At 68.7% G+C, this 25,282-nt stretch carries 23 protein-coding genes; 13 read left to right on the forward strand and 10 right to left on the reverse strand.

From position 1 onward, the window contains the following. Positions 1–8 precede the first annotated feature (8 nt). A complete protein-coding gene (locus tag VGC56_RS03295; RefSeq protein ID WP_464123273.1) occupies positions 9–194 on the forward strand; it encodes a hypothetical protein in 186 nt (61 codons plus the stop codon). Positions 195–198: 4 nt separating this feature from the next. Here VGC56_RS03295 and VGC56_RS03300 read toward each other — a convergent pair whose 3' ends face one another. Then, positions 199–1,779, reverse strand: a complete 1,581-nt coding sequence (locus tag VGC56_RS03300) for a sensor histidine kinase (RefSeq protein WP_464123274.1) — start codon at positions 1,777–1,779, stop codon at positions 199–201. 76 nt (positions 1,780–1,855) lie between these two features. Further along, complete coding sequence (locus VGC56_RS03305; RefSeq protein ID WP_464123275.1) at positions 1,856–2,053, reverse strand: NepR family anti-sigma factor; 198 nt, start codon at positions 2,051–2,053, stop codon at positions 1,856–1,858. Between the two features lie 288 nt (positions 2,054–2,341). Here VGC56_RS03305 and VGC56_RS03310 point away from each other — a divergent pair, with 288 nt between their 5' ends. The 8 genes from VGC56_RS03310 to VGC56_RS03345 all read left to right on the forward strand — a co-directional run bounded on the left by VGC56_RS03310 (position 2,342) and on the right by VGC56_RS03345 (position 9,253). Next, positions 2,342–3,136 (forward strand): response regulator, encoded by a 795-nt coding sequence (locus VGC56_RS03310; RefSeq protein WP_464123276.1) that lies wholly within the window; start codon positions 2,342–2,344, stop codon positions 3,134–3,136. Between the two features lie 68 nt (positions 3,137–3,204). Further along, entirely contained in the window at positions 3,205–3,342 is a 138-nt protein-coding gene (locus VGC56_RS03315) for a hypothetical protein (protein ID WP_464123277.1), read from the forward strand. An 88-nt stretch (positions 3,343–3,430) separates the two neighbouring features. Continuing rightward, positions 3,431–4,087 (forward strand): sigma-70 family RNA polymerase sigma factor, encoded by a 657-nt coding sequence (locus VGC56_RS03320; protein ID WP_464123278.1) that lies wholly within the window; start codon positions 3,431–3,433, stop codon positions 4,085–4,087. 212 nt (positions 4,088–4,299) lie between these two features. Further along, positions 4,300–7,179 carry an isoleucine--tRNA ligase gene (gene ileS / locus VGC56_RS03325; protein WP_464123281.1) on the forward strand — a complete coding sequence of 960 codons (2,880 nt, stop codon included), beginning with the start codon at positions 4,300–4,302 and terminating at the stop codon, positions 7,177–7,179. Continuing rightward, the gene (lspA, locus tag VGC56_RS03330; protein WP_464123282.1) at positions 7,172–7,738 is read left to right on the forward strand and encodes a signal peptidase II; all 567 of its coding nucleotides are present in this window, start codon (positions 7,172–7,174) and stop codon (positions 7,736–7,738) included. Before ileS ends, lspA (VGC56_RS03330) begins: the two co-directional genes overlap by 8 nt. Beyond that, complete coding sequence (gene lspA, locus VGC56_RS03335) at positions 7,731–8,288, forward strand: signal peptidase II (protein WP_464123283.1); 558 nt, start codon at positions 7,731–7,733, stop codon at positions 8,286–8,288. Before lspA (VGC56_RS03330) ends, lspA (VGC56_RS03335) begins: the two co-directional genes overlap by 8 nt. Before the next feature lie 2 nt (positions 8,289–8,290). After that, positions 8,291–8,707: a DUF3035 domain-containing protein gene (locus VGC56_RS03340; protein WP_464123284.1), complete on the forward strand. Its 417-nt coding sequence runs from the start codon at positions 8,291–8,293 to the stop codon at positions 8,705–8,707. Positions 8,708–8,893: 186 nt separating this feature from the next. After that, the gene (locus VGC56_RS03345; protein ID WP_464123285.1) at positions 8,894–9,253 is read left to right on the forward strand and encodes a hypothetical protein; all 360 of its coding nucleotides are present in this window, start codon (positions 8,894–8,896) and stop codon (positions 9,251–9,253) included. Here VGC56_RS03345 and VGC56_RS03350 read toward each other — a convergent pair. Genes VGC56_RS03350 through VGC56_RS03365 form a run of 4 tightly spaced genes read right to left on the reverse strand, consistent with a single transcriptional unit; the run spans position 9,227 to position 14,115 of the window. Continuing rightward, a complete protein-coding gene (locus VGC56_RS03350) occupies positions 9,227–10,537 on the reverse strand; it encodes a mechanosensitive ion channel family protein (protein WP_464123286.1) in 1,311 nt (436 codons plus the stop codon). The genes VGC56_RS03345 and VGC56_RS03350 overlap by 27 nt on opposite strands. Then, positions 10,534–11,709 (reverse strand): cystathionine beta-lyase, encoded by a 1,176-nt coding sequence (gene metC / locus VGC56_RS03355; RefSeq protein WP_464123287.1) that lies wholly within the window; start codon positions 11,707–11,709, stop codon positions 10,534–10,536. Before metC ends, VGC56_RS03350 begins: the two co-directional genes overlap by 4 nt. Beyond that, positions 11,706–12,548, reverse strand: a complete 843-nt coding sequence (gene sseA / locus VGC56_RS03360) for a 3-mercaptopyruvate sulfurtransferase (protein ID WP_464123288.1) — start codon at positions 12,546–12,548, stop codon at positions 11,706–11,708. Before sseA ends, metC begins: the two co-directional genes overlap by 4 nt. A 46-nt stretch (positions 12,549–12,594) precedes the next feature. Then, positions 12,595–14,115 carry a S10 family peptidase gene (locus VGC56_RS03365; RefSeq protein ID WP_464123289.1) on the reverse strand — a complete coding sequence of 507 codons (1,521 nt, stop codon included), beginning with the start codon at positions 14,113–14,115 and terminating at the stop codon, positions 12,595–12,597. A 102-nt stretch (positions 14,116–14,217) separates the two neighbouring features. Between VGC56_RS03365 and queF the strand changes: the two genes are divergently transcribed. The 4 genes from queF to VGC56_RS03385 are packed head-to-tail and all read left to right on the forward strand — an operon-like array spanning position 14,218 to position 19,013. Further along, positions 14,218–14,664, forward strand: a complete 447-nt coding sequence (gene queF / locus VGC56_RS03370) for a preQ(1) synthase (protein ID WP_464123290.1) — start codon at positions 14,218–14,220, stop codon at positions 14,662–14,664. 4 nt (positions 14,665–14,668) lie between these two features. Next, on the forward strand, positions 14,669–15,709 hold the full coding sequence (locus VGC56_RS03375; RefSeq protein WP_464123291.1) for a 2-dehydropantoate 2-reductase: 1,041 nt from the start codon (positions 14,669–14,671) through the stop codon (positions 15,707–15,709). A 57-nt stretch (positions 15,710–15,766) separates the two neighbouring features. Further along, positions 15,767–18,427 carry a M1 family metallopeptidase gene (locus tag VGC56_RS03380; RefSeq protein WP_464123292.1) on the forward strand — a complete coding sequence of 887 codons (2,661 nt, stop codon included), beginning with the start codon at positions 15,767–15,769 and terminating at the stop codon, positions 18,425–18,427. Position 18,428: 1 nt separating this feature from the next. Then, a complete protein-coding gene (locus VGC56_RS03385; RefSeq protein ID WP_464123293.1) occupies positions 18,429–19,013 on the forward strand; it encodes a L,D-transpeptidase family protein in 585 nt (194 codons plus the stop codon). 6 nt (positions 19,014–19,019) lie between these two features. Here VGC56_RS03385 and VGC56_RS03390 read toward each other — a convergent pair whose 3' ends face one another. The 4 genes from VGC56_RS03390 to hflK form a co-directional block, all read right to left on the reverse strand. After that, positions 19,020–20,975 carry an OPT family oligopeptide transporter gene (locus VGC56_RS03390; protein WP_464123294.1) on the reverse strand — a complete coding sequence of 652 codons (1,956 nt, stop codon included), beginning with the start codon at positions 20,973–20,975 and terminating at the stop codon, positions 19,020–19,022. A 575-nt stretch (positions 20,976–21,550) separates the two neighbouring features. Beyond that, the gene (locus tag VGC56_RS03395) at positions 21,551–23,176 is read right to left on the reverse strand and encodes a Do family serine endopeptidase (protein ID WP_464123295.1); all 1,626 of its coding nucleotides are present in this window, start codon (positions 23,174–23,176) and stop codon (positions 21,551–21,553) included. Between the two features lie 129 nt (positions 23,177–23,305). Further along, positions 23,306–24,172: a protease modulator HflC gene (hflC, locus tag VGC56_RS03400; RefSeq protein WP_464123296.1), complete on the reverse strand. Its 867-nt coding sequence runs from the start codon at positions 24,170–24,172 to the stop codon at positions 23,306–23,308. Next, a complete protein-coding gene (hflK, locus tag VGC56_RS03405) occupies positions 24,169–25,266 on the reverse strand; it encodes a protease modulator HflK (protein ID WP_464123297.1) in 1,098 nt (365 codons plus the stop codon). The genes hflC and hflK overlap by 4 nt, the downstream gene beginning before the upstream one ends. Positions 25,267–25,282: the final 16 nt, after the last annotated feature.

Below are 25,282 nucleotides of genomic sequence, written 5' to 3' on the forward strand. Positions count from 1 at the left end.
TTAAAGCCATGGCCAAGCCCCCGGAATCCACGCCGCACAGCGATCTCGACGGCGTCCACCAGGACGAGGAACGCAACACGAAGGTCGCCGCCGACACCGGCGAAGGCGCTGCCGACCTCCAGCGGGCGCACGAGGAGAGCCAGGGCCGCCCGCCTTATTCCGACGCCAAGGAAGCCGAAGGGCATCCGTCCTGAGCGGCTAGACCTGCTCGGCCTTGTCGACGACGGCGATGGCCAGCGCGTAGCGGCCTTCCGTCTCGTCGCGGGAGATGACGGAGCGCAGCTGCCTCGAGAGGCCGGTGACGATGCGCTGGAAGCGCTCGGTGAGCATCTCGTGGCAGGGCGTTTCGCTGCGCAGGCTCTCAGACTCGATGATGAGCATCGCCGTGCCGGCCGTCTCGCCATCCTCGAGCGCGATCGCCACCGAGGCGGCACCGCACAGCATCGCATATTCGGCGATCTCGGTGACGAGGAAGGCGACGGAGACGGCCACGTCCTGCGTCGCGTAATAAGGCGCGAGGTCGAGGCGGATGGCCATGCCGCTCGCGGCGGCGGGGGCGGTAGCGCGCAAATTGGCCGCCAGTTCCGAGATAAGCGACTTGAGCGCGACGCCCCTATTCTCCTCGAGCTCGGCATAATGGTTGCGATGGACGACGGCGAGCGCGTCGACCCGGCGCTGGATCGAGGCATAGGCGGCCGAGACCTGCTCGTTGGGCGCGCCGCGGGCGTGGAGGTTGAGCAGGGAGGCGACGACCTGGAGGTTGTTCTTCACCCGGTGGTGGACCTCGCGGACGAGACGGGTCTGGCGCTCGACGGCGGCTTCGAGCTCGGCCTCGTGACGGCTCACCGTCTGGACGACCTGGTCGAAGGCAGCGCCGAGCTCGCCGATTTCGCGCGCCGGGCTTGCGACCTGCGGCAGGGCGATCTGACGGTCGCCGGGCCGGTATGCGGAGACGGCGCGCTGGACGAGGGCGAGCGGGCGCAGCAGCAGGCGCTGGAGGATCAGCCAGCCGATCAAGGCGGCGAACAGCCACATCAGCACCGGAAGCACGATCATCAGGAAATCGACCATGCCGATCCGCTGCACGCCCAAGGTCATCCGCAACTGCAGCTGGCCGCCGGCGACCGACTCGGCGCCGCGATAGGTCTGGACGAGGGGGCCGTCCTGGAACTCGCGGCGCAGCACCATGGTGCGCGCCCCTTGCGTCAGGTCGAGGTCGAAATTGCGGCTCGTGCCGGGAATGGAGGATAGGCCGGTCAGCGCCTCCCGGCCCAGTTCGACGATGCCCTCCATGGCGCCGCTCTCGCCGAAGACGTAGAGACGCAGCGCCGAACCGTCCGGCGCGATCTCGGCGCGGACGCCGTCATGGGAGGCGTGCAGGACCTGCTCGGGCGCTGCAAAGCCTTCGCTGGCGCAGCCCAGCTTGGTCCCACCGGCATAGAGGGCATAGCGGGCGGGTACCGGGCCGCCCTCCAGCCGCTCCAGGGTGCTTTCACACACTTCGAGCCGGTTCGGCGCCGTGCTTATCGCCGCGCTGGCCGTGCCGACGGTGAGGATGGCGCGCGAGAAGGCCGCGTTCAGCCGCTGCGCCTTGATCTCGAGCCGCGCCATCGTCTCGTCGCGGCGCTGCGCATTCTTCTGCTGGGCGTTGTGGACGGAGGCCCAGATCGCCACGAGTCCCAGCGGCAGCAGCGCGGCCGAGAGGATGAGCAGCATCTTCAGCCCGGTGGACATCCGGGCCAAGCGCGCGCCGAGCCAGCCTTGATCCTTGCCGTTCACGTGGTTCCGTCGCGGTGGAGGTGCGGGCTCTTAAGCTGCTGAGACGGCCCGGGCAACGCCGCAGCGCCTTGCCGGATCAGCCCAGCTTGCCGAGCAGATCGAGCATTTCGGGCGGAATGTCCTCGCTCACCGCCTGCTGATAGGCGGCGCGCAAGGCGTGGCCGACCTCGGGGCTCGACCCGCGCTTCTTCTTCGGCTTGGGGGCTTCCACCATGTCCGGCTGCGAAACGTTTTCGGCTTTGCGCCGCCGGTCCCTGTCGTCTTCGAAGCTCAATCTCAAACCCCTCGCGGCAGCGCCGCGCCCGCTGCTCTCGTGCAAAAAGACTTTGCCCCCAGGCACACGCCGCTCGACGGGTGCGCAGAGTGGTGCCGCGCGCCATAAGGGCTCGCAGTCGCACGTGAAACAAAAAAGTCAGCCGATGGTTCCAACGCTTCGAGCGGGAGCAAGCAGGGCCCTTTCCTGTCCGCGCGCGGCGTTGCGGCCCCTGCCTGAGGCGGGGTTGCAATGCGGCGGGCAGCCTCTCAATAGACACGGCAAAATCGATCAGGAGTCGTAACGAACATGTCGCTTGGACAGGATCTCGCCCCCCACCTTCCCTTCCTGCGCCGCTATGCGCGCGCGCTGACGGGGAGCCAGCAGCATGGCGACAACTTCGTCCGCGCGACGCTGGAAGCGATCGTCGCCGCGCCGGGAGACTTCCCGCGCGACGTCGATCCGCGCCTCGGCCTCTACCGGACCTTCCATGCCATCTGGTCGTCGGCCAATATCGAAGAGGACCCGGGCTCCTTCGGCCTCGACAATCCCGAAGGCGTCGCCCAGGCGCGCCTGTCGCGGATCACCCCGCTGTCCCGCCAAGCGCTGTTGCTGACCGCGATGGAGGGCTTCACGCCGGAGGACGCGGGCTATCTGATCGAAGCGGCGCCCGACGAGGTCGAACGGCTGGTCGCCGAGGCCCTCTCCGAAATCGAGCGCCAGACGCGCGCGGAAGTCCTCATCATCGAGGACGAGCCGATCATTGCTATGGACATCGAGACGATCGTCCGCGACCTCGGCCACCAGGTGACCGGCGTCGCCGTCACCCGCGACGAAGCGGTGGCGCAAGCGCTGGCGCGGCGGCCGGGCCTCGTCCTCGCCGACATCCAGCTCGCCGACGACAGCTCGGGCATCGACGCGGTGAAGGACATCCTCGCCGAGTTCCAGGTGCCGGTGATCTTCATCACCGCCTTCCCGGAGCGCCTGCTGACCGGCGAGCGGCCGGAGCCGACCTTCCTCATCACCAAGCCGTTCCAGCGCTCGACGGTGAAGGCGGCGATCGCCCAGGCTCTGTTCTTCGACAACGCCACGCTGCCGGCCTGACGAACAAGTTCGGGAACCCGAGTCGCCAGCGGGCGTTGCCCGCCTGAAACGAACGGAACCGAGGATTCATGCGCGACGGCGAACGGCATATCGACACCACGCGTGCGCGCGCGGGCCAGTCGAACCACATGGTGAGGGTCATCCTCCCCGTGTCGCTGGGGCTGGTGATCCTCGCCTTCCTCATCATATTGTTGGTCTGGCGCTGAACGCCTACATGTCGGGAGAGGGGGGCGCCGTGCGCGTTCCAACGATCGCATGACTGAATTCAGTCCAGCCTGCACGAACGGGGGCAGCTTGAGCCAGCCTGTCATTACAGACGACGAAGAAGAAGAGTTCGACGCTCCGCGCCCGGAGCCCGTCCCGCTTCCCGACAACGAGTTCAAGGACCAACTCGCGCAGGTCATTCCACACCTGCGCGCCTTCGGCCGCTCGCTGTCGGGTAGCCGCGATCTCGCCGACGACCTCGTCCAGGAGACGCTGCTGAAGGCCTGGGCGGCGCGCAAGCGCTTCCAGGCCGGCACCAACATGCGGGCCTGGACCTTCATCATCCTCCGAAACCTCTTCCTCAGCCAGATGCGCCGCGCCCGCTTCAAGGGCGAGTGGGACGAGATCACCGCGTCCAAATTGCTCGCGGCGCCCGCGAGCCAGGACCGCCATGTCGAATTGACCGACATGCAGCGCGCCCTCCTCCACCTCCCCCAGCCGCAGCGCGAGGCCCTGATCCTGGTCGGAGCCGGCGGCTTCGCCTATGAGGAAGCGGCGGAGATTTGCGGCTGCGCGGTCGGCACGATCAAGAGCCGCGTCGCCCGCGGCCGCGTCGCGCTCGAGCACCTCCTGAGCGAAGGCAAGCTGCCGAGCCGGAGGGAGCACGAAACCGACGGCATCTCCGCCCTCGCCAGCATCATGAGCGAAGTCGACGAGCTCAGCCGGGACAGGGATCCAGGGCTGTAACCCTTCTGCCTCCCTGCCGCGAAGCGGCGGGGAGGGGGACCACCGAAGGTGGTGGAGGGGTAGCTGCCCTGAAGTGAGCGGTTCCCGCGCGACGCCGATAACGCCCGCGCCAACTACCCCTCCACCAGCTTCGCTGGTCCCCCTCCCCATCCTGAAGGATGGGGAGGCAGGGTGGTTCCCATCCCCGCCGATCCCCGCTAAGCGGCGGACCAATGTCCGAAACGCCCGAAGCCATCGCACGAGACTGGCGCTCCACGGTCTTCCTGCCGAAGACCGATTTCCCCATGAAAGCCGGCCTCGCTGCAAAGGAGCCGGCCATCCTCGCGCGCTGGGCGTCCGAGGGGCTGTACCAGCGCCTGCGCGAAGCCCGCGCCGGCCGCACCCGCTTCATCCTCCACGACGGCCCGCCCTACGCCAATGGCGACATCCACATGGGCCACGCGATGAACAAGATCCTCAAGGACATCGTCGTGCGCTCGCAATCCCTGCTCGGCAAGGACGCGCCCTACGTGCCCGGCTGGGACTGCCACGGCCTGCCGATCGAGTGGAAGATCGAGGAGCAGTACCGCAAGAAGAAGCTCGACAAGGACGCCGTCCCGCCGCGCGAATTCCGCGCCGAATGCCGCGCTTACGCCGAGAAATGGGTGCGCGTGCAGGCCGAGCAGTTCCAGCGCCTCGGCGTGATGGGCGAGTGGGACGACCCCTATCTCACCATGAAGTTCGAGGCCGAGGCGAAGATCGTCGAGGAGCTGCTGAAGTTCGCCGAAAGCGGCCAGCTCTACCGCGGCGCCAAGCCCGTCATGTGGTCCCCGGTCGAGAAGACGGCGCTCGCCGATGCGGAGGTCGAGTATGAGGACATCACCTCCACCCAGATCGACGTGGCGTTCGAGATCACCCATAGCCCCATCCAGGAGCTGATCGGCGCCCATGCGGTGATCTGGACCACCACGCCGTGGACGATCCCCGTCAACCAGGCGATCGCCTACGGGCCGGATGTTGAATATCGACTTTGTCGCAAGCGTGACGACGACGGATGTCGATACCTGGTGGGATTAGAGCTACTAGGCTCTCTCGGTAGCCGAATCGGCGACGAGCTCGTACCGTTGCAAGCTGTCTCCGGAGCGGATCTGGCCGGCACCGTCGCCCGCCACCCGATGCACAAGCTCGGCGGCTTCTTCGCCAAGCCCCGCCCTTTCTTCCCCGGCGACTTCGTCACCACCGACGCCGGCACCGGGCTCGTCCACATGTCGCCGGATCATGGCGAGGACGATTTCCTGCTCTGCAAGGCGAACGGCATCGATCCCGTCTTCGCGGTCGACGACGCCGGTTTCTACCGGGGCGACTGGGGCTGGCTGCCCGGCGGCGGGTCGGTGATCAACGCGAAGTTCAACGCGCCGGAGGGGCCGATCTGCTCGGACCTGCGCGAGGCGGGGGCGCTGCTCGCGGCGTCGGCGGATTTCCGCCATTCCTACCCGCACAGCTGGCGCTCCAAGGCCAAGATCATCTTCCGCTGCACCCCCCAATGGTTCATTCCGATGGGTTCCCCTCTCCCCTTCAGGGGAGAGGAAGAGCCGCGCAGCGGCGAAGGAGAGGGGCAGTCCGGTCGCGCACGCCCCCTCTCCCCGACCCTCTCCCCTGAAGGGGAGAGGGAGCAGGGGCTAAGGGCCACCGCCCTCGCGGCCATTGAGGACACGCGCTGGGTGCCGGAGCGGTCGAAGAACCGCATCCGCTCGATGGTCGAGGGGCGGCCGGACTGGGTGATCAGCCGCCAGCGCGCCTGGGGCGTGCCGATCGCGCTCTACGTCCACCGCCAGACCGGCGATTACCTGCGCGACGCGGTGGTCAACAGCCGCATCATCCGCGCCTTCCACGAGGGCGGCGCCGACGCCTGGTTCGGGGCCGACCACCAGGCTTTGCTCGGCAACGGCTACAGCCTCGAGGAGTATGAGCCGGTCACCGACATCCTCGACGTCTGGTTCGACAGCGGCGCGACCCATTCCTACGTGGTCGAGGCCCGCTACGGCGAGGGGGTCCGCGCCGATCTCTATTGCGAAGGCTCCGACCAGCATCGCGGCTGGTTCCAGTCGTCGCTGCTGGAAAGCTGCGGCACCCGCGGCCGCGCGCCCTACGAAGCGGTGCTGACCCACGGCTTCGCGCTCGACCGGGACGGGCGCAAGATGTCCAAATCGATCGGCAACACGGTCGATCCGCTGGTCGTCATCCGCGAGAGCGGCGCCGACATATTGCGCCTGTGGGTCGCCTCGACCGATTATTTCGACGACGTCCGCATCGGCAAGGAAGTGCTCGCCGGCACCTCGGACGCCTACCGCAAGCTCCGCAACACCTTCCGCTACCTCCTCGGCGCCCTCGCCGATTTCGACACCGCGGAGCGGCTTCCGGCGGCCGAAATGCCGGAGCTGGAGCGCTGGGTGCTGCACCGCCTCGCCGAACTCGACGCGGAGCTGAAGGCGGCGGCTGAGGGGTTCGAGTTCAACCGCTACACGCGGCTCCTCGCCACCTTCGCCAATGACGACCTCTCCGCCTTCTTCTTCGATATCCGCAAGGACAGCCTCTATTGCGACGCGCCCTCGTCGCCGAAGCGGCGGGCGTACCGGACGGTGCTCGACACGGTGTTCCACGCGCTGGTGCGCTGGCTAGCGCCGGTGCTCTGCTTCACCACCGAGGAAGTGTGGCTGACCCGCTATCCGGGTGAAGCCTCGGTCCACCTCCTCGAATGGCCCGAGATCGACGCCGCCTGGCGCGACGATGCGCTGGGCGCGAAATGGGCGCTGGTCCGCGCCTCGCGCGAACAGGTCACCGAGGCGATCGAGCCGCTGCGGCGCGAGAAGGTCATAGGCTCCAGCCTCGAGGCGCGGGTGCTCGTCCCGCAGGACGAGGAGAATGCCATCGACCTCGACGAGGAGGTGCTGAAGGAAATCTACATCGTCTCGGAGTTGGAGGCGGGCGACACCGACCGGATCGAAGTGACCCGTACGGAACGGCTGAAATGCGGCCGCTGCTGGCGCCACATGCCGGAAGTCGACGAGGATGGCGGCCTGTGCGGCCGCTGCGCGGAGGTGGTGAATGGCTGAGGCGGCGCTCGCAGAGGGGGGAGGCGAGGCGCCCGCGCGCGGCCATCGCGCCCTCGGCCTGTGGATCGCGACGGCGGCCCTGGCGGCCGACCAGCTCGCCAAGTGGGTGGTCCTCAATCCCCTCCACCTCGTCGAGCGGACCATAAGCGGCGAGGGCATCGTGCTGCTCCCGATCTTCCGCTTCCTCTACACCGAGAATCCAGGCCTCTCGATGCACTTCCTCCCCGCCGCGAGCCCGGCCAAACGCTGGGTGCTGGTCGCGCTGACCGCGGCGATCGCCGCCTTCGTCTTCGCCTGGATGTGGCGGGAGAAAAGCCGCCACGATGTTGCCGCCCTCGCCCTCATCCTCGGCGGCGCGCTCGGCAACATCGCCGACCGGGCACGGCTCGGCTTCGTCGTCGATTTCGCCGACCTGCATTTCGGGGGCTTTCGCCCTTTTCTGGTCTTCAACGTCAGCGACGCCGCGATCACGATTGGGGTCTTGCTGTTGCTGGTCCGCGCGCTGCTGCGGCCCGGCGCGGGCAAGGCCGGCGGTTCCGGGGAGGTGGTGAATGGCTGAGGCACGGGCAGGGACGAAACGGAGCGCCGACGGCGACGTGCGGAGGAACCGCACAATCGGCCTTGCGGTCGCGGCCGCCGTGCTGGTCGTCGACCAGATCGTGAAGTGGATCGTCGTCCACCCGCTCCGCCTCGAGGCGCGCAGCGCCTTTCCCGAGGACGGCATCCACATCGCGCCCTTCTTCCGCTTCTTCTTCACGCCCAACCGCGGTGTGTCGATGGGCTTCCTCACCGCCGAAAGCCAGGCGATGCGCTGGATCCTGGTCCTGCTGACCGCCGGCATCTCCGCCTTCGTGCTGGCCTGGATGTGGCGCGAAAAGCGGCGCGACGACGCGCTCGCCCTCGCCCTGGTGCTTGGCGGCGCGCTCGGCAACATCCTCGACCGGGTGCGGCTCGGCTATGTCGTCGACTTCGCCGACCTGCATTTCGGCGACATCCACCCCTTTTTGGTCTTCAATGTCGGCGACGCTGCCATTACCATCGGCGTGCTGCTATTGCTGGTCCGGGCGCTGTTGACGCGCGACCGGAAAACGCCCTCGGAGGACAAGTGACAATGCGTATCGTGACGATCGGCCTTACCGCTACGGCTGCGGCCCTGCTTCTGGGCGGCTGCGCCCGGCACGGCATTGCCGGCCGCGAGCGTCCCGACGAGTTCGCCGTCGCCCGCAACCAGCCGCTGGTCATCCCGCCGGACTACAGCCTCACCCCGCCCCGCGCCGGCGATCCGACCCCGCAGGCCGCGGACGCCCGCACGCAGGCGCTCGAGGCCCTGTTCGGCGGTCCCGCGCCGCGCAGCCGCAGCGAGTCGAGCCTGCTCGACGCCGCCGGCAGCGACCGCGCCGCGCTCGGTGCCCGCTCGGTCGCCGGCGATCCCAACACCAACGTCGTCGACAAGGGCGCGGTCACCCAGACCATCCTCAACGCCCCCGCCGGCGCCGGCAAGGACGCCACGGCCACCACGCCGCAATAAGCGCAAGACTAGAATAAGAGCCCACCCCTAACCCCTCCCGGATATCCGGGAGGGGAACTCCTCCTCGACGTCGGCACCGACTCCTCCCCTCCCGGATTCCCGGGAGGGGCCGGGGGTGGGCCTTCTCCCCTTCCTGTCCTCGCCGTTAGCGCTTCCTTAGCCGCACCGCGGCTATGAGCGGGCGCGATGACGCACCAGTCGACCCACGCCTATATGCCCGGGCTCGCCGATGCCGGCGGGCAGGTCGCACAGCTGCGCCAGGTGCTCGCGCTGATCGACGAGATTGCCGGGCGCCAGCACGCGCCGGTGCATGATGCGGGGCTGGACGAGGCGGCGCGGGTGAGCGCGGCTTATGCCCATGCCGCGCCCGTCGTGCAGCGCCGCTTCGACCGCCTCGCCGGCGAGACGGCCGCCTGGGCGGCAGCGGGCGTGGAAACCCTGCTCCGCCTCAGCGACAGCGGACGGCCGTCGGCGGCGGCGGCAGGCGTGCTCGGCGACGCGCTCCGGAAGGCGCTGAAGTCACTCGCCGCCAGCGTCGGCGTCTGAGCCCTTCCCCGCCGGGGCAGCGAGCCTCGCGGGCCAATCCTTGATGTGGATGTCGCGCTGCGGGTTGGGGAGGACGATCCCGTTCTCCTTGAACAGGACCCACACCCGGTTCAGCACTTCGGAGCGCACGCTGCCGAGGCCCGCCTCCGGATCGCCAACCCAGAGCAGGATCTCATGGTCGACCGTGCTTTCGCCGAACGCGCGCAGCCAGACGCTCGGCGCGGGCGATTTCAGCACCCGTTTCGCCTCCTTCGCCGCCTCGACCATCAGCTTCTGCGCCTTGGCGAGATCGCAATCGTAGCTGATGCCGACCGGGATATGGATGCGCACGTCGCGGCTCGAATAGGACCAGTTCTCGACCTCCTTTGTCATCAGATTCTCGTTCGGGATCAAATGCTCCTTCCCGTCCCGCGTGACGATGGAGACGGCCCTCACGCCGATCTTCGTCACGTGCCCGAACGTATCCCCGACCGTGATCACGTCGCCCGGCTTCACCGAGCGGTCCATGAGGAGGATGATGCCGGCGATGAGGTTGCCGAAGGTCTTCTGAAGGCCGAAGCCGACCGCCAGGCCGAAGGCGCCCGAGAAGACGGTGAGCGCGGTGAGGTCGATGCCCAACAGGTCGATGCCGGCGAAGAAGGCGATGATGACGATCGCCACGCCGGCAAGCTTCTGCGCGAGGAGCTGCTGGGTTGGGTCGAGCTCCTTCATGTGCCGGATCGACTGGGCGGCGATGCGGTTCAAAAGCTTCACCGCCGCGTAGAGGGCGAGGAGGACGATCACCGCCTGCACCAAAGTCAGCAGGGTGATGTGGACCTTCCCCGCGGAGAAACCGATCCGGTCGAACGGCCGGGTCAGCGGGCGCAAGCTGCCGACAGAGCGGCCGAGCAGGCCGACGAAGGCGAAGCCGGCGAGCAGCCACGCCATCCACCGCGCCAGCTGCAGCCCCCGCGCCAAGGTGAGGACCAGCAACGCCGCCCCCACCGCAATGGCGATCCCGAAGACGATCAGGGCAAGCGGCCGCCAGGCATCGACGTTGAGCGCGATCCCCGCGGCGACGAGGAAGGCGAGGTAGCGGACGATGGGTCCAGTCTGCCGCGACAGCTCTTCCCCGCGCGCGCCGCCATGGCGAGTCCAGAAGCCGGAGAGCTTCGGCCCGATCCACCGTCCCACTGCGGCGGCCGACAACCACACGAGCACGAGGATGACGAGCGCGGCGCCCGCCGAGACCCAGTCGGAATAGTTCGGCCAGGTGACGCCGAACGTATCGAAGATCGTCCTCATGTTCCCGCGGCGTAACGCCGCAGGCCCGCTTCGAGGTCCGCGATGAGGTCGTCCGGATCCTCAAGGCCGATGTGGAGCCGGACCAGCGGCCCCTCCGCTTCCCAACGTGTGACGGTACGCAGCGGCTGCGGGTCGTGCGGCACCGCGAGGCTCTCATAGCCGCCCCAGCTCCAGCCGATGCCGAACAGCTCGAGCCCGTCGATGAACCGCACCCGCGCCGCATCGTCCCCACCGCGGAAGACGAAGGAGAAGAGGCCCGAGGCGCCCTTGAAGTCCCGCTTCCAGATGTCGTGCCCCGGGCAATCGGGCAGCGCCGGATGAAGCACCCGCGCCACCTCCGGGCGGCCCTTCAGCCACTCCGCGACCCTGAGAGCGCTCGCCTCATGCTGGCGCAGCCGCACCGCCATGGTCCGCAGCCCCCGCGACCCCAGCCAGGCATCGTCGGGGCTGACCGCATGGCCGAGGTCCCAGCTGGTCCGCTCGAGCTTCGCATACCATTGCGCATTGGCCGTGACCGAGCCGAGCATCACGTCGGCATGGCCCCCCACATATTTGGTCGCGGCGAGGATCGAGAGGTCGCAGCCCGCCGCGATGGCGGGGAAGAAAAGCGGCGTCGCCCAGGTATTGTCGATGAGGGTGGCGACGCCCGCTGCCTTCGCGGCCGCGCAGATAGCGGGGACGTCCTGCACCTCCATCGTGTTGGAGCCGGGACTTTCGAGCAGGATCGCGCGCGTGCGATCGCCGATCAGCCCGGCAATGCCGCCGCCGATCATCGGCTCGTAGTAGCGGGTGGCGACGCCGAAGCGCTTGAGGAAACCGTCGCAGAAACGCCGGGTCGGGCCGTAGACGGTGTCGGTGACGAGCAGCTCGTCGCCCGGCGAAAGCAATGTTAGCAACGCCGCCGTCACCGCGGCGAGACCGGTGGAATAGAGCATCGTCCCCGCCGCGCCCGGTTCCAGCTCGGTCAGCGCCTCGGCCAGGGCCCAGGTCGTCGGGGTGCCGTGGAGGCCGTAATAAGGCACACCGAATCCCGGCGCCGTCGCCCGCAACTCCGCCACGCTATCGAACAGGATCGTCGAGGCGCGGTGCACCGGCGGATTGACGATCCGCCCGCGCCACTCGCGCCGCCGGCCGCCATGGACGAGGTTCGTATCGGGCTTCCTGTCCGTCATCCCCGTCCCGTGGCCTTGGGAAGCGCCGGATCGGCGCCCCACTCGCTCCAGCTGCCGTCGTAGAGCCGCACGTCGTCCTTGCCGAGCAACTGGGCGCCGAACAGCAACACCGCCGCCGTCACGCCCGAGCCGCAAGTCGTCACCATCGGCTTCGACAGATCCACTCCCGCCGCCTCGAATGCGGCGCGCAACGCCTCGCCCCGCTTCCAGCTATTGTCGGCGTTGAACAGCTCGCCCTGCGGCAGGTTCTTGGCTCCGGGGATGTGCCCCGAGGCGAGCCCGGGCCGCGGCTCCGGCTCCTCGCCGGCGAAGCGCGCCACCCCGCGCGCATCGACGATTTCCGCCTCACCGGCGCCGGCGAGCCCGAGCAGCTCAGCCTTATCGATCGCCGCATGGGATGCCAGCTGCGGCGTGAAATGCCCGCGCCGGACCTGCGGCACCCCGCTCTCCAGCGGCCGCCCCTCCGCCCGCCATTTGGAGAGGCCGCCGTCGAGCAATGCCACCCGCCGAGCCCCGAAGCTGCGCAGCATCCACCACACCCGCGCCGCGCTGTGCAGCGGGCTGTCGTCGTAGATCACGATGCGCGAGGTGTCGGCGACGCCCAGCGCCTGCATCCGGCTTGCCAGCTTGTGCGCCGGCGGCAGCATGTGGGGATAGGGGCTCGTCTCGTCCGAGACGCCGTCAATGTCGACGAACATGGCGCCCGGTATGTGACCGGCCTCATAGTCCCCGCGCGCGTCCCGCCGGGCGGCCGGCAGGAACCAGCTTGCGTCGAGCACGACCAGGTCCGGCGCGCCGAGCTCCGCTTCCAGCCATTCGGTGGAGACGAGGGAGTCCATGCCCGTTCCTTGGCGTCCGGCGCCGCCCCTGTCCAGCGACCCGGCCTCAGCGGCTACGGATGAACGCCCTGACGTCCCGCGCCAGCTTGGCGCGGTCCTCGTCGCGGACGTACATCATGTGACCGGCATGGTAATAATGGAACTGGATGCGGTCGGTGGGGAAGCCGGTGCGGCTCAGCGAATATTCCGCTCCGAGCAAAGGCGTGGCGAAATCGTAATAGCCGGCGCCGACGAAGACCTTGAGGCCGGCATTCTCGCGCATCGCCTTGCCGATATAGGGTGCGACGTTCTTGTAGTAGGTGGCGTCGCCGCCCTGGTCCTTCAGCTCCCAGTCCCAGGAGCCGAGGCCGGCGATGGTCTGATAGGAACGGTCTGAGCGGAAGCCGAGATCGTCGCGCAGATAGGCGTTGATCGCCGCCGTATAGCCGCCGTCGATGCCGTAGAAGCTCGGGTCGTTGTCGGGCCGGTCGCCGGCCTGGTCGTAATCCTTGCCCAGATAGCGGGAATCGAGACGGCCGACGGTCTGGCCGCGGTCCCTCAGCAGCTCCTTGTAGAAGCGGTTGTCGGTGACCCGCAGGTCGGCGCGCTCCAGATACGCCTCAGAAAGGCCCGTGTAGCGGGCGAGCTTGGCGCGCACCCGCGCCCGCTCCTCGCCCTGCAGCCGCTGCCCTTTCAAAAGGGCGACGGCATATTCGCCTGTGGCGAAATCCTTCGCCTCCGCGACGAACTCCTCGACCGTGGCGGGCGGGTTGGCGACCTTGTGATGATACCATGCCGTTGCCGCCATCGTCGGTAAGTACATGATGTAGGGCATCTCATTGCCCTGCGCGAAGATGTCGGCGCTGAAGTCCAGGATGGTGGACATCAGGATGATGCCGTTCAGCGACACGTCGTTATACGCCCCCTCCAGCTGGTTCACGAGCGCCGCCGAGCGGGTGGTGCCGTAGCTTTCGCCGCCGATGAACTTGGGGGAATTCCAGCGGCCATTGTCGTTCAGCCACAGCCGGATGAACTGCGACACCGACTTGGCGTCGGCGGTGACGCCCCAATATTCCTTACCCTCGGTCTTGCCCAAGGGATGGCTGAAGCCGGTGCCGACCGGATCGATGAAGACGATGTCGGCGACGTCGAGCAGGGAATCGGGATTGTCGAGGATCGGGTAAGGCGGCGCGCCGTCGTCGCGCGCGTCAGAAGGGATGGCGACCCGCTTCGGCCCGAACGCCCCCATCTGCAGCCACACCGAGCCGGAGCCCGGCCCGCCATTGTACAGGAACACCACCGGCCGCGACGGATCGCGCGGCTCCTTCACGTAGGAGACGGAGAAGATCGCCGCCTTGGGCGTGCCGTCCTCGCTCCGCAGGTAAGTCTCCGACGCGGTCGCGACATAGGGCACGCGCACGCCGGCGAAGGTGCCGACATGGCGGGTGATCGAGACGATCGGCGGCGGGATGGGGCGGTCCGGCTCGGCGGCCTTCGGAGGCTCCGCCGGGCGTGGGGCCGGCGGCTGGGCGAAGGCGGCGGCGGCGAGGCTGGCGGTAATCAGGAAGGCGGCGGCTTTGAAGGGCATCGGCAGGTCCCGCTGGGAGTGGGACGCGGACGCTAATCCGCCGGAGCCGCCCAAGTCAAAGCGCCTTCACCTCGAGCCCGCCACCGCGTAGAGCGCGCAGCCATGGACGTGACCCATCTCGGCCGCAGCACGCCGCTTCCCGCCTCGCCGGAGGAAGCGACGCTCGATTATGTGCCGAACCCGCGACTTGGGGCGCTCTACCTCGTTCGCTTCGCGGCGCCGGAATTCACCTCGCTCTGCCCGGTCACCGGGCAGCCCGATTTCGCGCACCTCGTCATCGACTATGCGCCCGGTGAGACGATCGTCGAATCCAAGTCGCTGAAGCTGTTCCTGGGCTCCTTCCGCAACCATTGCGGCTTCCACGAGGACGTGACGGTCGGCATCGGCCAGCGGCTCGCCGAGGAGATGGAGCCACAGTGGCTGCGTATCGGCGGCTATTGGTATCCGCGCGGCGGCATCCCGATCGACGTCTTCTGGCAGACCGGCGCGCCGCCCGAGGGCCTGTGGGTGCCCGACCAGGGCGTCGCCTCCTATCGCGGGCGCGGATAGGCGCGTGGAGGGGCCGAAGGTCGCCATCCACGGCGCCGGCTCGATCGGCTGCTTCGTCGGCGGCAGCTGGGCGGCGGCGGGCTTGCCGGTGCGGTTCGTCGGGCGGGAGAGCGTGCGGGAGGCGGTCGCCGAAAACGGCATGACGCTCACCGACTCGACGGGATGGCTGGTGCGGCTGGCGCCCGAGCAGGTCGATTTCTCGACCAAGCCCGCGGCGCTCGCCAAGGCCGACATCATCGCGCTGTGCGTCAAATCGACCTCCACGGCCGAGGCCGCGAAGGAGATTGCGAAGCACGGCCGCAAGGGGGCGCTGGTCGTCAGCTTCCAGAACGGCGTCTCGAACGGCGAGCTGCTGCGCGGCATGCTCGGCAGGAATTTCGAAGTCGTCGACGGGATGGTGCCGTACAACGTCGCCTATCTCGGCCACGGGCGCTGGCATAAAGGCACGGCAGGCGACCTCGTCGCCGGCGATGCGCCGCGCACCCACGATCTCTCCGAGCAGGTCGGCGAGGGGCCGGGGCGGCTGCGCATCGAGGCGAACATGGCGGGAATCGCCTGGGGCAAGCTCCTCATCAACCTCAACAATGCGGTGAATGCGCTCTCCGGGCGCACCTTGCTCGAAGAGCTGAAGGAGCGGGATTACCGCCGTGTCCTTGCCGCCTCGATCGTCGAGGCGCTCGATATCTTGGCGCTGGCGAAGATCGAGCCGGCGAAGATCGGGCCGGTCCCGCCCAAGCTCCTCCCCCACGTCATCGCGGCGCCGGATTTCGTCTTCAGGCACTTCCTCAAGATCCAGAAGATCGACGCCAAGGCTCGTTCCTCCATGTACGACGACCTGCGGGCGGGACGGCGTACCGAGATCGACTTCCTCAACGGCGAGGTGGTGAAGCTGGCGACCCGGGTACGGCGGCGCGCGCCGGTCAACGAGGCGATCGTCGCGCTGATCAAGCAGGCCGAGGCCGGGGTCGAGCACCTCTGGACGCCGCAGGACCTCCGGCGCCACGTCATGGAGGCCCACAAGGGGACGCCGCTCTTCGGTTACTGATTTGACAAGGTTAATGCGCCGGGGGCAGGTCGTTAACCGATCCCCACGGAGTCTTTCATGCGCCTTCGCACCGCCGCTTCCCTTGCCGTCCTCGCCCTCGCCACCCTCGCCGCGCCGGCCGGCACAGCCGCCACGGCCGCGCCGCTGCCGCCGCTCGCCCAGCGCGACATCCCGACCCAGCTGCCCCAAAACGTCCGGCCGCTCGAATACCGGCTCGACATCGTCCCCGATGCGGCGAACCTGCGCTTTTCCGGCACCGCCGCCATCGACATCGAGGTGCTGCAGGCGACCGACACGATCATTCTCAACGCCGCCGACCTAGCCTTCGGCCGTGTGACCCTCGCCGGCGCCGCCGGCGCGCCGAGGCAGGCGCGCAACATCGCCATCAACGCCGACGCGCAGACCGCCACCATCGCCTTCGCCGACCGCATCGCGCCGGGCCGCTACCGGCTGACGCTCGATTATACCGGCAAGATCTACACCCAGGCCGCCGGCTTCTTCGCCCTTGATTACGACAGCAAGGCCGGCCGCAAGCGCGCTTTGTTCACCCAGTTCGAGGCGCCCGACGCGCGGCGCTTCTTCCCGAGCTGGGACGAACCGCGTTTCCGCACGCCCTACACGCTGAGCGTCACCGTGCCGGCGGGCGACGACGTGCTCGGCAACATGCCCGCGGCCACGACCGCCAGGAAAGCGGGCGGGCTCAAGACCGTCACCTTCCGCAAGACGCCGGCCATGTCCTCCTATCTCGTCTTCCTCGGCGTCGGTGAGTTCGACCGCATCACGACCCGCGCCGCCGGCACCGAGATCGGCGTCGTCGCGCGGCGGGGCATCGGCGCGCAGGGCCGCTGGGCGCTGACCAGCGCGGCGCGCATCCTCCCCTGGTACAACGATTATTTCGGCACCCCCTTCCCGCTCCCCAAGCTCGACAACATCGCCGGGCCGGGCAGCAGCCAGTTCTTCGGCGCGATGGAGAATTGGGGCGCGATCTTCAGCTTCGAGAACCGCCTGCTGATCGACCCCGCAATCTCCACCGAAGCCTCGCGCCAAGACATTTTCGAAACGGCCGCGCATGAAATGGCGCACCAATGGTTCGGCGACCTCGTCACCATGGCCTGGTGGGACGATCTGTGGCTGAACGAAGGCTTCGCCTCGTGGATGGCGACGAAGTCGACCCAGGCGCTGCACCCCGAATGGCAGCCCGAGCTCGGCCGCGTCGGCGGGCGGGAGGCCGCGATCGGCCTCGATTCGGTCGCGACCACCCACCCGGTCGTCCAGCACCTCACCACCGTGGATCAAATCAGCCAGGCCTTCGACGCCATCACCTATCAAAAGGGCGAGGCGGTGATCACGATGCTGGAGGATTATGTCGGCGCCGACGCCTGGCGCCGCGGCGTCCAGGATTATGTGCGCATTCACAAATATTCGAACACCCAGACCGACGATCTGTGGTCGGCGGTGGAGCGGGCAGCGCCGGGCAAGCCGGTCACCGCCATCGCCCATGATTTCACACTGCAGCCCGGCGTGCCGCTGATCCGGGTGAGCAACGTCCGCTGCACCGGCGGCCGCACCGTCGCGGACCTGCGCCAGGAGGAATTCACCCGCGACCGGCCGAACAAGACGTCGCTCAGATGGCGGGTGCCGGTCATCGCCGCCACGCTCGGCGGGGTGCAGGGCCGGACCTTGGTCTCGGGCGGCACGGGCGTCGTCACCGCGGCCGGGTGCGGGACCCTGGTCGTGAACAGCGGCCAGACCGGTTACTACCGCACGCTCTACACCGCTCCCCTGCTGGCGAGTCTCAAGCGCGATTATGCGCGGCTGCCGACGGTCGACCAGCTCGGCCTCCTCTCCGACAATTGGGGCCTCGGCCTCGCCGGCTACCAGTCGGCCGCCGAAGCGCTCGACCTCGCCGATGCGGCACCGGCCGACGCCAACCCGCGGCTGGTCCAGGCCGTCGCCGGCATCCTCGCCGTGATCCACGGCATGTATGAGGGCGATCCGCGCCACCAGGCGCTGGTCACCCGCTACGCCACCGCGCGGCTGGCCCCGGTCCTCGCCCGCATCGGCTGGGCGGCCAAGCCGGGCGAGCCGGCCACGGTCACCCTGCTCCGCGCCAACCTCGTCGCCACCCTGGGCAATGTGCGGGAGCCGGGCGTGGTGGCGGAGGCGAACCGCCTCACCGCCGCGCGGAGCCCGCTGGCGACGGGAGGCCCGCTGCGCACCGCCATCGCCAGCATCGTCGCCCAGAATGCCGACGCCGCCGCCTGGGACCGCCTCCACGCCGAAGCGCAGGCCGAAAGGAACCCGCTGATCCGGACCCAGCTCTACCGCCAGCTGGCCTCGGCCCGCGACGAGGGACTGGCCCGCCGCGCCCTCGAACTCGCGCTGACGCCGGAGCCGGGCGCGACCAACAGCTCCGGCATCATCTCGGGCGTCGCGGCGCAGCATCCGGATCTCGCCTTCGATTTCGCGATCCGCCACCGCGAGCAGGTCGAGGGGCTGGTCGACATCTCGTCGCGCTCGCGGTTCATCCCGCAGCTGGGCGCCCGCTCGACGGACCCGGCGATGGTGGGGCGGATCGAGGAGTATGCGACCCGCTACCTCACCCCCCAGTCGCGGCGGCCGGCGGACCAGGCGATCGCCGCCATCCGCGACCGCATCCGCGTGCGCGAGACGCGCCTCCCCGACATCAGCCGCTGGTTCGAGGCGAAGGTCCGGTAAGATGATCGGCGCGGCGTCTCGCTTCCTCGTCCTGGCGCCCGCGGCGCTGGCGCTGGGCACCGCCCGGCCGCCGGTGGCGCTCGCCGAGGAGCAGGCGCCGCAGCTCCCCTACGCGCAGCTCGATGACCGGGACGAGCTCACCTACACGCTCGTCCCCGGGCCGGTGCGCGCCGCGCCGGTGCCGGAGCCGGAACCGCCTGAGGGCGCCCTCAAGATCGTCGTCAGCATCCCGCAGCAGCGCGCCTTCGTGTTCCGCAAGGGCGTGCTGCTGGCGGCGGCGCCGGTCTCCACCGGGCGCAAGGGCCATCCGACCCCCGTCGGCACCTTCCGGATCCTCCAGAAGCAGGTGCATCACCGCTCCAACATCTATTCGAACGCGCCGATGCCCTACATGCAGCGCCTGACCACCTACGGCATCGCGCTCCACGCCGGCCAGCTGCCCGGTTACCCCGCCTCCCACGGCTGCATCCGCCTGCCCTGGGGCTTCGCCAAAAAGCTCTACGGGATGACCGACACGACGACCCGGGTGACGGTGACGCGGGAGCCGGTGGTGCTCGACGGTGCGTCCGAGGACGCCGCGGAATAATCGCCCTTAGCGCGAAAGCTGGGCGCTGCGGCGGTAGTTCCACGCCGCGAGCAGGGCGAAGAGCAAGGCGCCGCCCCAAAGAGCGTACGGCCGGAAACCGGCACCGACGATCGCGAGCGGCTCCGGATTCTTCGTCGCGGTGACGATGCCGGCCAGCAGCACCCCGAACAGGCTCTCGCCGACGATGAGGCCGGTCGCGACCAGGACACCCATCCGCTTCCACGTCTCGCCGTCGCGGGCGCGGCCGGCGGCGCGGTCGTATAGCCAGCCGGCGACGGCGCCGACCACCACCATCAAGGTCGCCGACATGGGCAAGTAGATGGCGATGCCGACGGCGAGCGGCGGCAGGCGGAGGAGGCGGAGCCGCCCCATGAGGAAGTCGAGGAGGATGAGGGCGACGCCGAGCAAGGCGCCGTAGCCGACCATCGTCCAGTCCATCTTCCCGCCGAGAACACCTTCCGCCAGCGTCGAGATCAACGCGGCCTGCGGCGCCGCCAGCGCTTCCTTGCCAGCACCCGCCACACCTGCGAAGCCGTAGCCGGCGTTGAGGAGGTTCAGCACCGGCGGGATCACCGCCGCGCCGAAGACGACACCGAACAGCAAGGCGACCTGCTGCCGCCACGGCGTCGCGCCGACCAGCTGGCCGGTCTTCAGATCCTGGAGGTTGTCGTTGGAGATCGTGGCGACGCCGAACACCACCGCCGTCACGATCAGCGCATAGGCGACGAGCGGCTTCGAATTGCCGCCGCTGCCGAGCACCGCGACGAGCAGCAGCGACGCGCCGAGCGCGGAGAGGATGCCGATCCCGGACACGGGGCTGTTCGACGCGCCGATCAGCCCCGCCATGTAGCCGCAAACGGCGGCGATGAACGCGCCCGCCACCAGCACGAAGACGAGGCTGCCAGCGATGACCAAAGGCGCATGCCCGCCCGCCGCGCCGCCAAGCTCGTAGGCGAGGAGGAAGCCGATCGGCACCAGGGCGGCCAGAACCCCGAGTCCGACGAGCCCGATCGGGATGTCGCGCTCTTCGATCGGAAGCGCTCCGGCACCGGAGGCATTGCGCGCCCGCGACGCGGCCATCGCGGCGGCGAGGCCCTTGAGGATCGGGCCGATGACGATGACCAGGGTCCAGATCGCCGCGACGCCGATCACCCCGGCGCCGAGGAAGCGAACCTGATGGACCCAGACGTCGCCGGCAATGTCCTCGAGGCTCATGCCGGCGGCGTGCGGCATGGTCGCGCTCAGGTACGGCACCGCGACGCCCCAGGCGATAAAGATGCCGAAGGCCATGGCGATGCCGACCGAGAGGCCGACGAGATGCCCGATGCCGAGCAGCGCGAACTGGAAGCCCGGATTGATCCCGCTCACGCCGCGGCCGACGCTGAAGAAGCCGTTGGCGTCCGCGGCGGTGAGCTTCAGCGCCGTCAGCAGCGCCCAGCCGGCCGACACGAAGGAGCCCGTGAGGATGGCGGCCATCCCGCGGCTGCTTTCGTCGCGGCCCTCACGGGTCGACTCGCCGACCCGCAGCACCTCGGCGGCGGCGACGCCCTCCGGATAGGGCAGCGGCGAATCGGTCACGAGCGCGCGCCGCAGCGGCACCGAGAACAGCACGCCGAGGACGCCGCCGAGGCCGGTGACGAGCGCTGTCGTCCAATAGGGGAAGCCCTGCCACCAGCCGATCATCACCAAGCCCGGCAGCACGAAGCAGATCGCCGCCAACGTTCCGGCGGCGGACGCAACGGTCTGGACGATGTTATTTTCGAGGATCGAAGCGCCGGAGAACCAGCGCAGCACCGCCATCGAAATCACGGCGGCGGGGATGGAGGTGGCGAAGGTCAACCCGACCTTGAGGCCGAGATAGACGTTGGCGGCGGTGAAGACGAGGGTGATGAGGCCGCCGAGAAGGATGGCGCGGACGGTCAGCTCGGAACGGTCGGCAAGGGATCCCTCGGTCACACGCACTCTCCCTTGGCCGCCGCTGTGCCGCTCCTGTATCCGTTTCCGAACAGGGGCGGCAAGTGCCGGGTCGGCCGGCGGGGGTGCTCAGCTCGACCCCGAAACAAGCCGAAATATTGCCGCAGCGGGGGAGGAGCGGGACCAAGTTGCGCGCCGGGCGCCCGCGCCTCATGCGCGGACCTTCGCGGCGCATCGACTAATTACTTACAGCTCGACTGATAATCACCATTTTCGTCGGAATGAACGGTAAGATTGACGAGGTGCCGTACGGCCGATACCTATTTGCATGGCAGAAGTGCCGTGGACTATGAAAGGAGATTATCATGAAATTGATTACGTTATCTCTCGTGGCGGCAGTGGTGGCTCCCCTTCCTTTGTCGACCTCCCACGCGTTCGCGGACAGAGGGAAAACTGCGATAGGTTACTGCCCGCGCGGGTGCATCCAAGCCGGCAACACCGGAGATCCCCGGTTCGACTGCGTCTGTCTCGCTTAGAATGCATCCCGATGTCCGCCATCGGTCTTATCAAAGACCGATGGCGGTTTGATGTAATCGCCAAGCCGAGATCGGCGGTCGGCGCGCTCAGCGGGCGCTCGTACTTAGCTCGACGCCGTAATAGGTAGGCGCGTTGTTGCCGTGCCGGACCAGGAGCAGGACGGACTTGCGTCCCGCCGCGCGGGCGGCCGCGACGGCAGCCGCCGCCTGTTCCGGAGTCGCCGTCGCGCGCTGGTTGATCGAGAGGATCACGTCGCCGACCTGCACCTTCGACGCGGCATCGCTGCTCGGATTGACGGCGGAGACGACGACGCCCTTGAGGTTCGCGTCGCTCAGCCGGAGCGACCGGGCGATCTCCGGCGTCAGCGTCTGGACGGTGAGGCCGAGGCTCTCCCGCGCCGAGCGCTGGCTCGTCGACTGCTGCTGCTCGCCGGGCGAGGCCATCGGGTTGGCCTCCTCGCCGGTGCCGCCCTGCCGGGCGAGCTCCTCTTCGGTGGGCCGCTGGGCAACGGTCACGGTCACGGTGCGGCGCTGGCCCTCGCGGACGACCGTCACCGGCACCCGCGCGCCGACCGGCTGCTGCGAGACGAGGTAGGCGAGCGACTGGTCCGGCGTGACCGGCTGCCCGTTGACCGCCACCACCACGTCGCCCTGCTGGATGCCCGCGCGCGCTGCCGGCCCGCCCGGCGAGACCGAGCGGATCAGCTCGCCCTGGTTCTTCGGGATGCCGAGCGACTCGGCGATATCCTCGTCGAGAGCCTGTAAGCCAACCCCGATATACCCCCGCGAGACCTTGCCGCCCTTCTGGAGCTGCTCGATCACCGGGCGCGCCTGCTCCGCCGGGATGGCGAAACCGATGCCGATATTGCCGCCGGTCGGCGAGTAGAGCGCGGTGTTGATGCCGATGACGTTGCCGTTCAGATCGAACATGGGCCCGCCGGAATTGCCCATGTTGATGGACGCGTCGGTCTGGATGTAGCGATCGTAGACGCCCGATTGCAGGTTGCGGTGCAACGCCGACACGATGCCCGCCGTCACCGTGCCGCCGAGGCCGAACGGATTCCCGATCGCCAGCACCCAGTCGCCGACGCGGGTGCGGGTCGAATCGCCGAAGCGGACGAAGGGCAGGCCCTGGCCGTTGATCTTGAGCAAGGCGAGGTCGGACGCCTGGTCGCGCCCGACGATGGTCGCCCGGTATTCGCGGCGGTCGGCGAGGATGACGGTGATCTCCTCGACCGTCGCGCCGGTGCGGGCCGGCGAGATGACGTGGTTGTTGGTGACGACGTAGCCGTCCGCCGAGATCAGGAAGCCCGAGCCGAGCGAGCCGCCGCGCTGAACCGACTGACCCCCGCTGCCGCCGCTGCCGCCGCTGCCGCTGCCGCTGCCGCCACCGCTGCTGCCGCTATTGTCGTCGTCGTCGCCGCCCTGCCCCGGGACCGGGGCGCCGAACTGGCGGAAGAAATCCTCGAGGCCCGGTGGCAGCTGCTGCTGGCGGTTTACCCGCAGCACCTGCTTGGTCGAGATGTTGACCACCGCCGGCTGGAGCCGGGCGGCGAGGTCGGCGAAGCTCATCGGCGCGCCCGGACGGGGCGCGGCGGAGATCATCGCGGACGGATCATTCTGTGCCGTCTGCGCGCCTAATGGCCCGACGGCGAGGGTGGCGGCGGCGCCGCCAAGCAGGAGCGCGGCCGAAAGGCCATAAACGTAACGCACGGTTCTTACTCTCCTCAGGTCGTATCGCGCCGGGGCGGGCAGGCCCCTGACGCTCAATCGCATTGCTTGCTAGCTATCTGGTGCGGCTGAACGAGATTTGAATAGGGCGGACCGTGCGCACGCCGCCGATTATTTCCTCCCGCGGAATTCCCTCAAATAATCGTTGTCGGGAGACAGAATGACCGTGGAGCGCCCCTGTTCCTGGTTCGGCGGCTGGCCCTCCCCGGTGAAGGTCGTCTTGTAGGACTGCATGGCCCGGTAGAAATCGTAGAAATCCGGGTCCTTGCCGAAGGCTTCGGCATAGGTCTTCGCTGCCTCGGCGTCCGCCTGCGCGCGGATGATCTGCGCCTGCTTGTAACCTTGGGCGCGGATGGAGGTCGCCTCCTGCTCGCGGGCACTGGCCATGCGCTGGTAGGCGGAGGCGAGCGGCGTGCCTTCGGGGAGGTCGGCGCGCTTGATCCGCACGTCGACGATCTCGGCGCCATATTGCTGCGCGGCCGTATTGAGGGCCGCCTTGATGTTGCCCATCATCTGGCCGCGCTCTGCGCTCAGCAGCACCGCGAACTGGCGCTTACCAAGCTCGTTGCGGATGGCGGAGCCGAGAATCGGCTTCAGCTGGTCGCCCAGCTGCGCCTCGCTGTGGGCCGAGCGGAACATGCGCAGGGGATCGACGATCCGATAGCGGGCAAATGCATCGACCTGCAGGCGATACTGGTCGCTGGACAGCACCTGCTGGCGCGGCATTTCGAGGCTGAGGATGCGCTTGTCGATCCACTGGATGTGCTCGATGAAAGGCCAGCGGGCGATCAGGCCGGCGCCGGTGCGGCCGAACTCCTCGCCATTGCGATAGGCGTTCACCGTGCGCACCGGCTTGCCGAAGCGTGTGATCACCGCCTGCGCCGTCTCGGGCACGCTGGCGAAGGTAGAGCCCGCGAGGAGGAGGAGGAGGATGGCCACAAGGCCGATGGCGATCGGGTTGCGCAGCGACGGGCTCATCGCACGGCTCCTTCCACCGTCGCCGGGGCCGGCTGGGCGCGTTTGTGGACTTCGGGCAGCGGCAGATAGGGCGTCACGCCCGGTGCCTCGATCACCGTCTTGTCGACCTTGGACAGCACCTTCTCCATCGTCTCGTAATAGAGGCGGCGGCGGGTGACCTCCGGGGCGAGCTTGTACTGGGCGTAGATCTGGTCGAACGCTGCGGCGTCGCCCTGGGCGCGCGCGATGATCTGCTGCGCGTAGGCGCGGGCGTTGTTGACGTCGGACTGGGCATCCTGCTGCGCCGAGGTCACCCGCTTGAAGGCTTCATTGACGGCCGCCGGCGGATCGGTCTGGTTGATGATGACGCTGTCGATATGGATGCCGGCACCGTAGCGGTCGAGGATCTGCTGCATTCCGAGCGCGACCCGGTTGGCGACGTCGCCGCGACCGGCGCCCATCGCGTCGTCGAGACGCACGGTAGCGATCACCGCGCGCATCGCGCTCTTCGCCACCTCCTGGACCGTGTTGTCGGCATCCGCGAGGGCGAAGAGGTAGAGCTGCGGGTCGCGCACCTGCCAGCGCACCGAGTAAGCGACGTCGAGCAGATTCTGGTCGCCGGTAAGGACGAGATTGTCGTCGTGCGACCCGGTCGAACCGATCTCGGTCTTGCGGATCTGGTAGACGTCGACCTTCTGCATCTGCTCGATCGGCGCCGGGAGGGTCAAGTTGATGCCGGGGCTGACGGTGCGGCTATAGGCACCGAACAGGGTGACGACGCCCTTTTCCTGGGCGCCGACCTGGTGGAAGCTGGTGAACAGCAGCCAGAGGAGCAGGAAGACGCCGAGGCCGTAGAGCCAGTAAGGACGCCCGTCGGACCCGGGCAGGCCGCCGCCGAAGCGGTCGCGGCTCTTCTTCAGGAAATCCTCGAACGAGGCGATATTGGGCGGGCTGCCGCCGGGCCGCCGGCGCCGCGGCGGTTGGCCCCAGGGGCTGCGCGGCCCCTTGCCGTCGCCGTCGCCCCCTCCGTCGCCGCCGGACGGGCCCCAGGGGCCGCCCTTGTTTTCGTTCAGCATGGCGGAAAGGCGGGCGCCCCACCCGAAAATGGCTCTCATGGAACCTTTATAGGGG

Origin of the sequence: Allosphingosinicella sp., from assembly GCF_036403745.1 — a bacterium.
Lineage (GTDB): Bacteria > Pseudomonadota > Alphaproteobacteria > Sphingomonadales > Sphingomonadaceae > Allosphingosinicella.

Excerpts from the sequence above, each read along its gene's own strand:
- VGC56_RS03385 (WP_464123293.1), top strand. The coding sequence starts at position 18,429 with ATGATCGGCGCGGCGTCTCGCTTCCTCGTCCTGGCGCCCGCGGCGCTG.
- lspA (WP_464123282.1), top strand. The coding sequence starts at position 7,172 with ATGGCTGAGGCGGCGCTCGCAGAGGGGGGAGGCGAGGCGCCCGCGCGC.
- hflK (WP_464123297.1), bottom strand. The coding sequence starts at position 25,266 with ATGAGAGCCATTTTCGGGTGGGGCGCCCGCCTTTCCGCCATGCTGAAC.
- metC (WP_464123287.1), bottom strand. The coding sequence starts at position 11,709 with ATGACGGACAGGAAGCCCGATACGAACCTCGTCCATGGCGGCCGGCGG.
- queF (WP_464123290.1), top strand. The coding sequence starts at position 14,218 with ATGGACGTGACCCATCTCGGCCGCAGCACGCCGCTTCCCGCCTCGCCG.
- VGC56_RS03340 (WP_464123284.1), top strand. The coding sequence starts at position 8,291 with ATGCGTATCGTGACGATCGGCCTTACCGCTACGGCTGCGGCCCTGCTT.
- VGC56_RS03310 (WP_464123276.1), top strand. The coding sequence starts at position 2,342 with ATGTCGCTTGGACAGGATCTCGCCCCCCACCTTCCCTTCCTGCGCCGC.
- hflC (WP_464123296.1), bottom strand. The coding sequence starts at position 24,172 with ATGAGCCCGTCGCTGCGCAACCCGATCGCCATCGGCCTTGTGGCCATC.
- VGC56_RS03295 (WP_464123273.1), top strand. The coding sequence starts at position 9 with ATGGCCAAGCCCCCGGAATCCACGCCGCACAGCGATCTCGACGGCGTC.
- VGC56_RS03365 (WP_464123289.1), bottom strand. The coding sequence starts at position 14,115 with ATGCCCTTCAAAGCCGCCGCCTTCCTGATTACCGCCAGCCTCGCCGCC.
- VGC56_RS03315 (WP_464123277.1), top strand. The coding sequence starts at position 3,205 with ATGCGCGACGGCGAACGGCATATCGACACCACGCGTGCGCGCGCGGGC.
- ileS (WP_464123281.1), top strand. The coding sequence starts at position 4,300 with ATGTCCGAAACGCCCGAAGCCATCGCACGAGACTGGCGCTCCACGGTC.
- sseA (WP_464123288.1), bottom strand. The coding sequence starts at position 12,548 with ATGGACTCCCTCGTCTCCACCGAATGGCTGGAAGCGGAGCTCGGCGCG.
- lspA (WP_464123283.1), top strand. The coding sequence starts at position 7,731 with ATGGCTGAGGCACGGGCAGGGACGAAACGGAGCGCCGACGGCGACGTG.
- VGC56_RS03350 (WP_464123286.1), bottom strand. The coding sequence starts at position 10,537 with ATGAGGACGATCTTCGATACGTTCGGCGTCACCTGGCCGAACTATTCC.
- VGC56_RS03345 (WP_464123285.1), top strand. The coding sequence starts at position 8,894 with ATGACGCACCAGTCGACCCACGCCTATATGCCCGGGCTCGCCGATGCC.
- VGC56_RS03380 (WP_464123292.1), top strand. The coding sequence starts at position 15,767 with ATGCGCCTTCGCACCGCCGCTTCCCTTGCCGTCCTCGCCCTCGCCACC.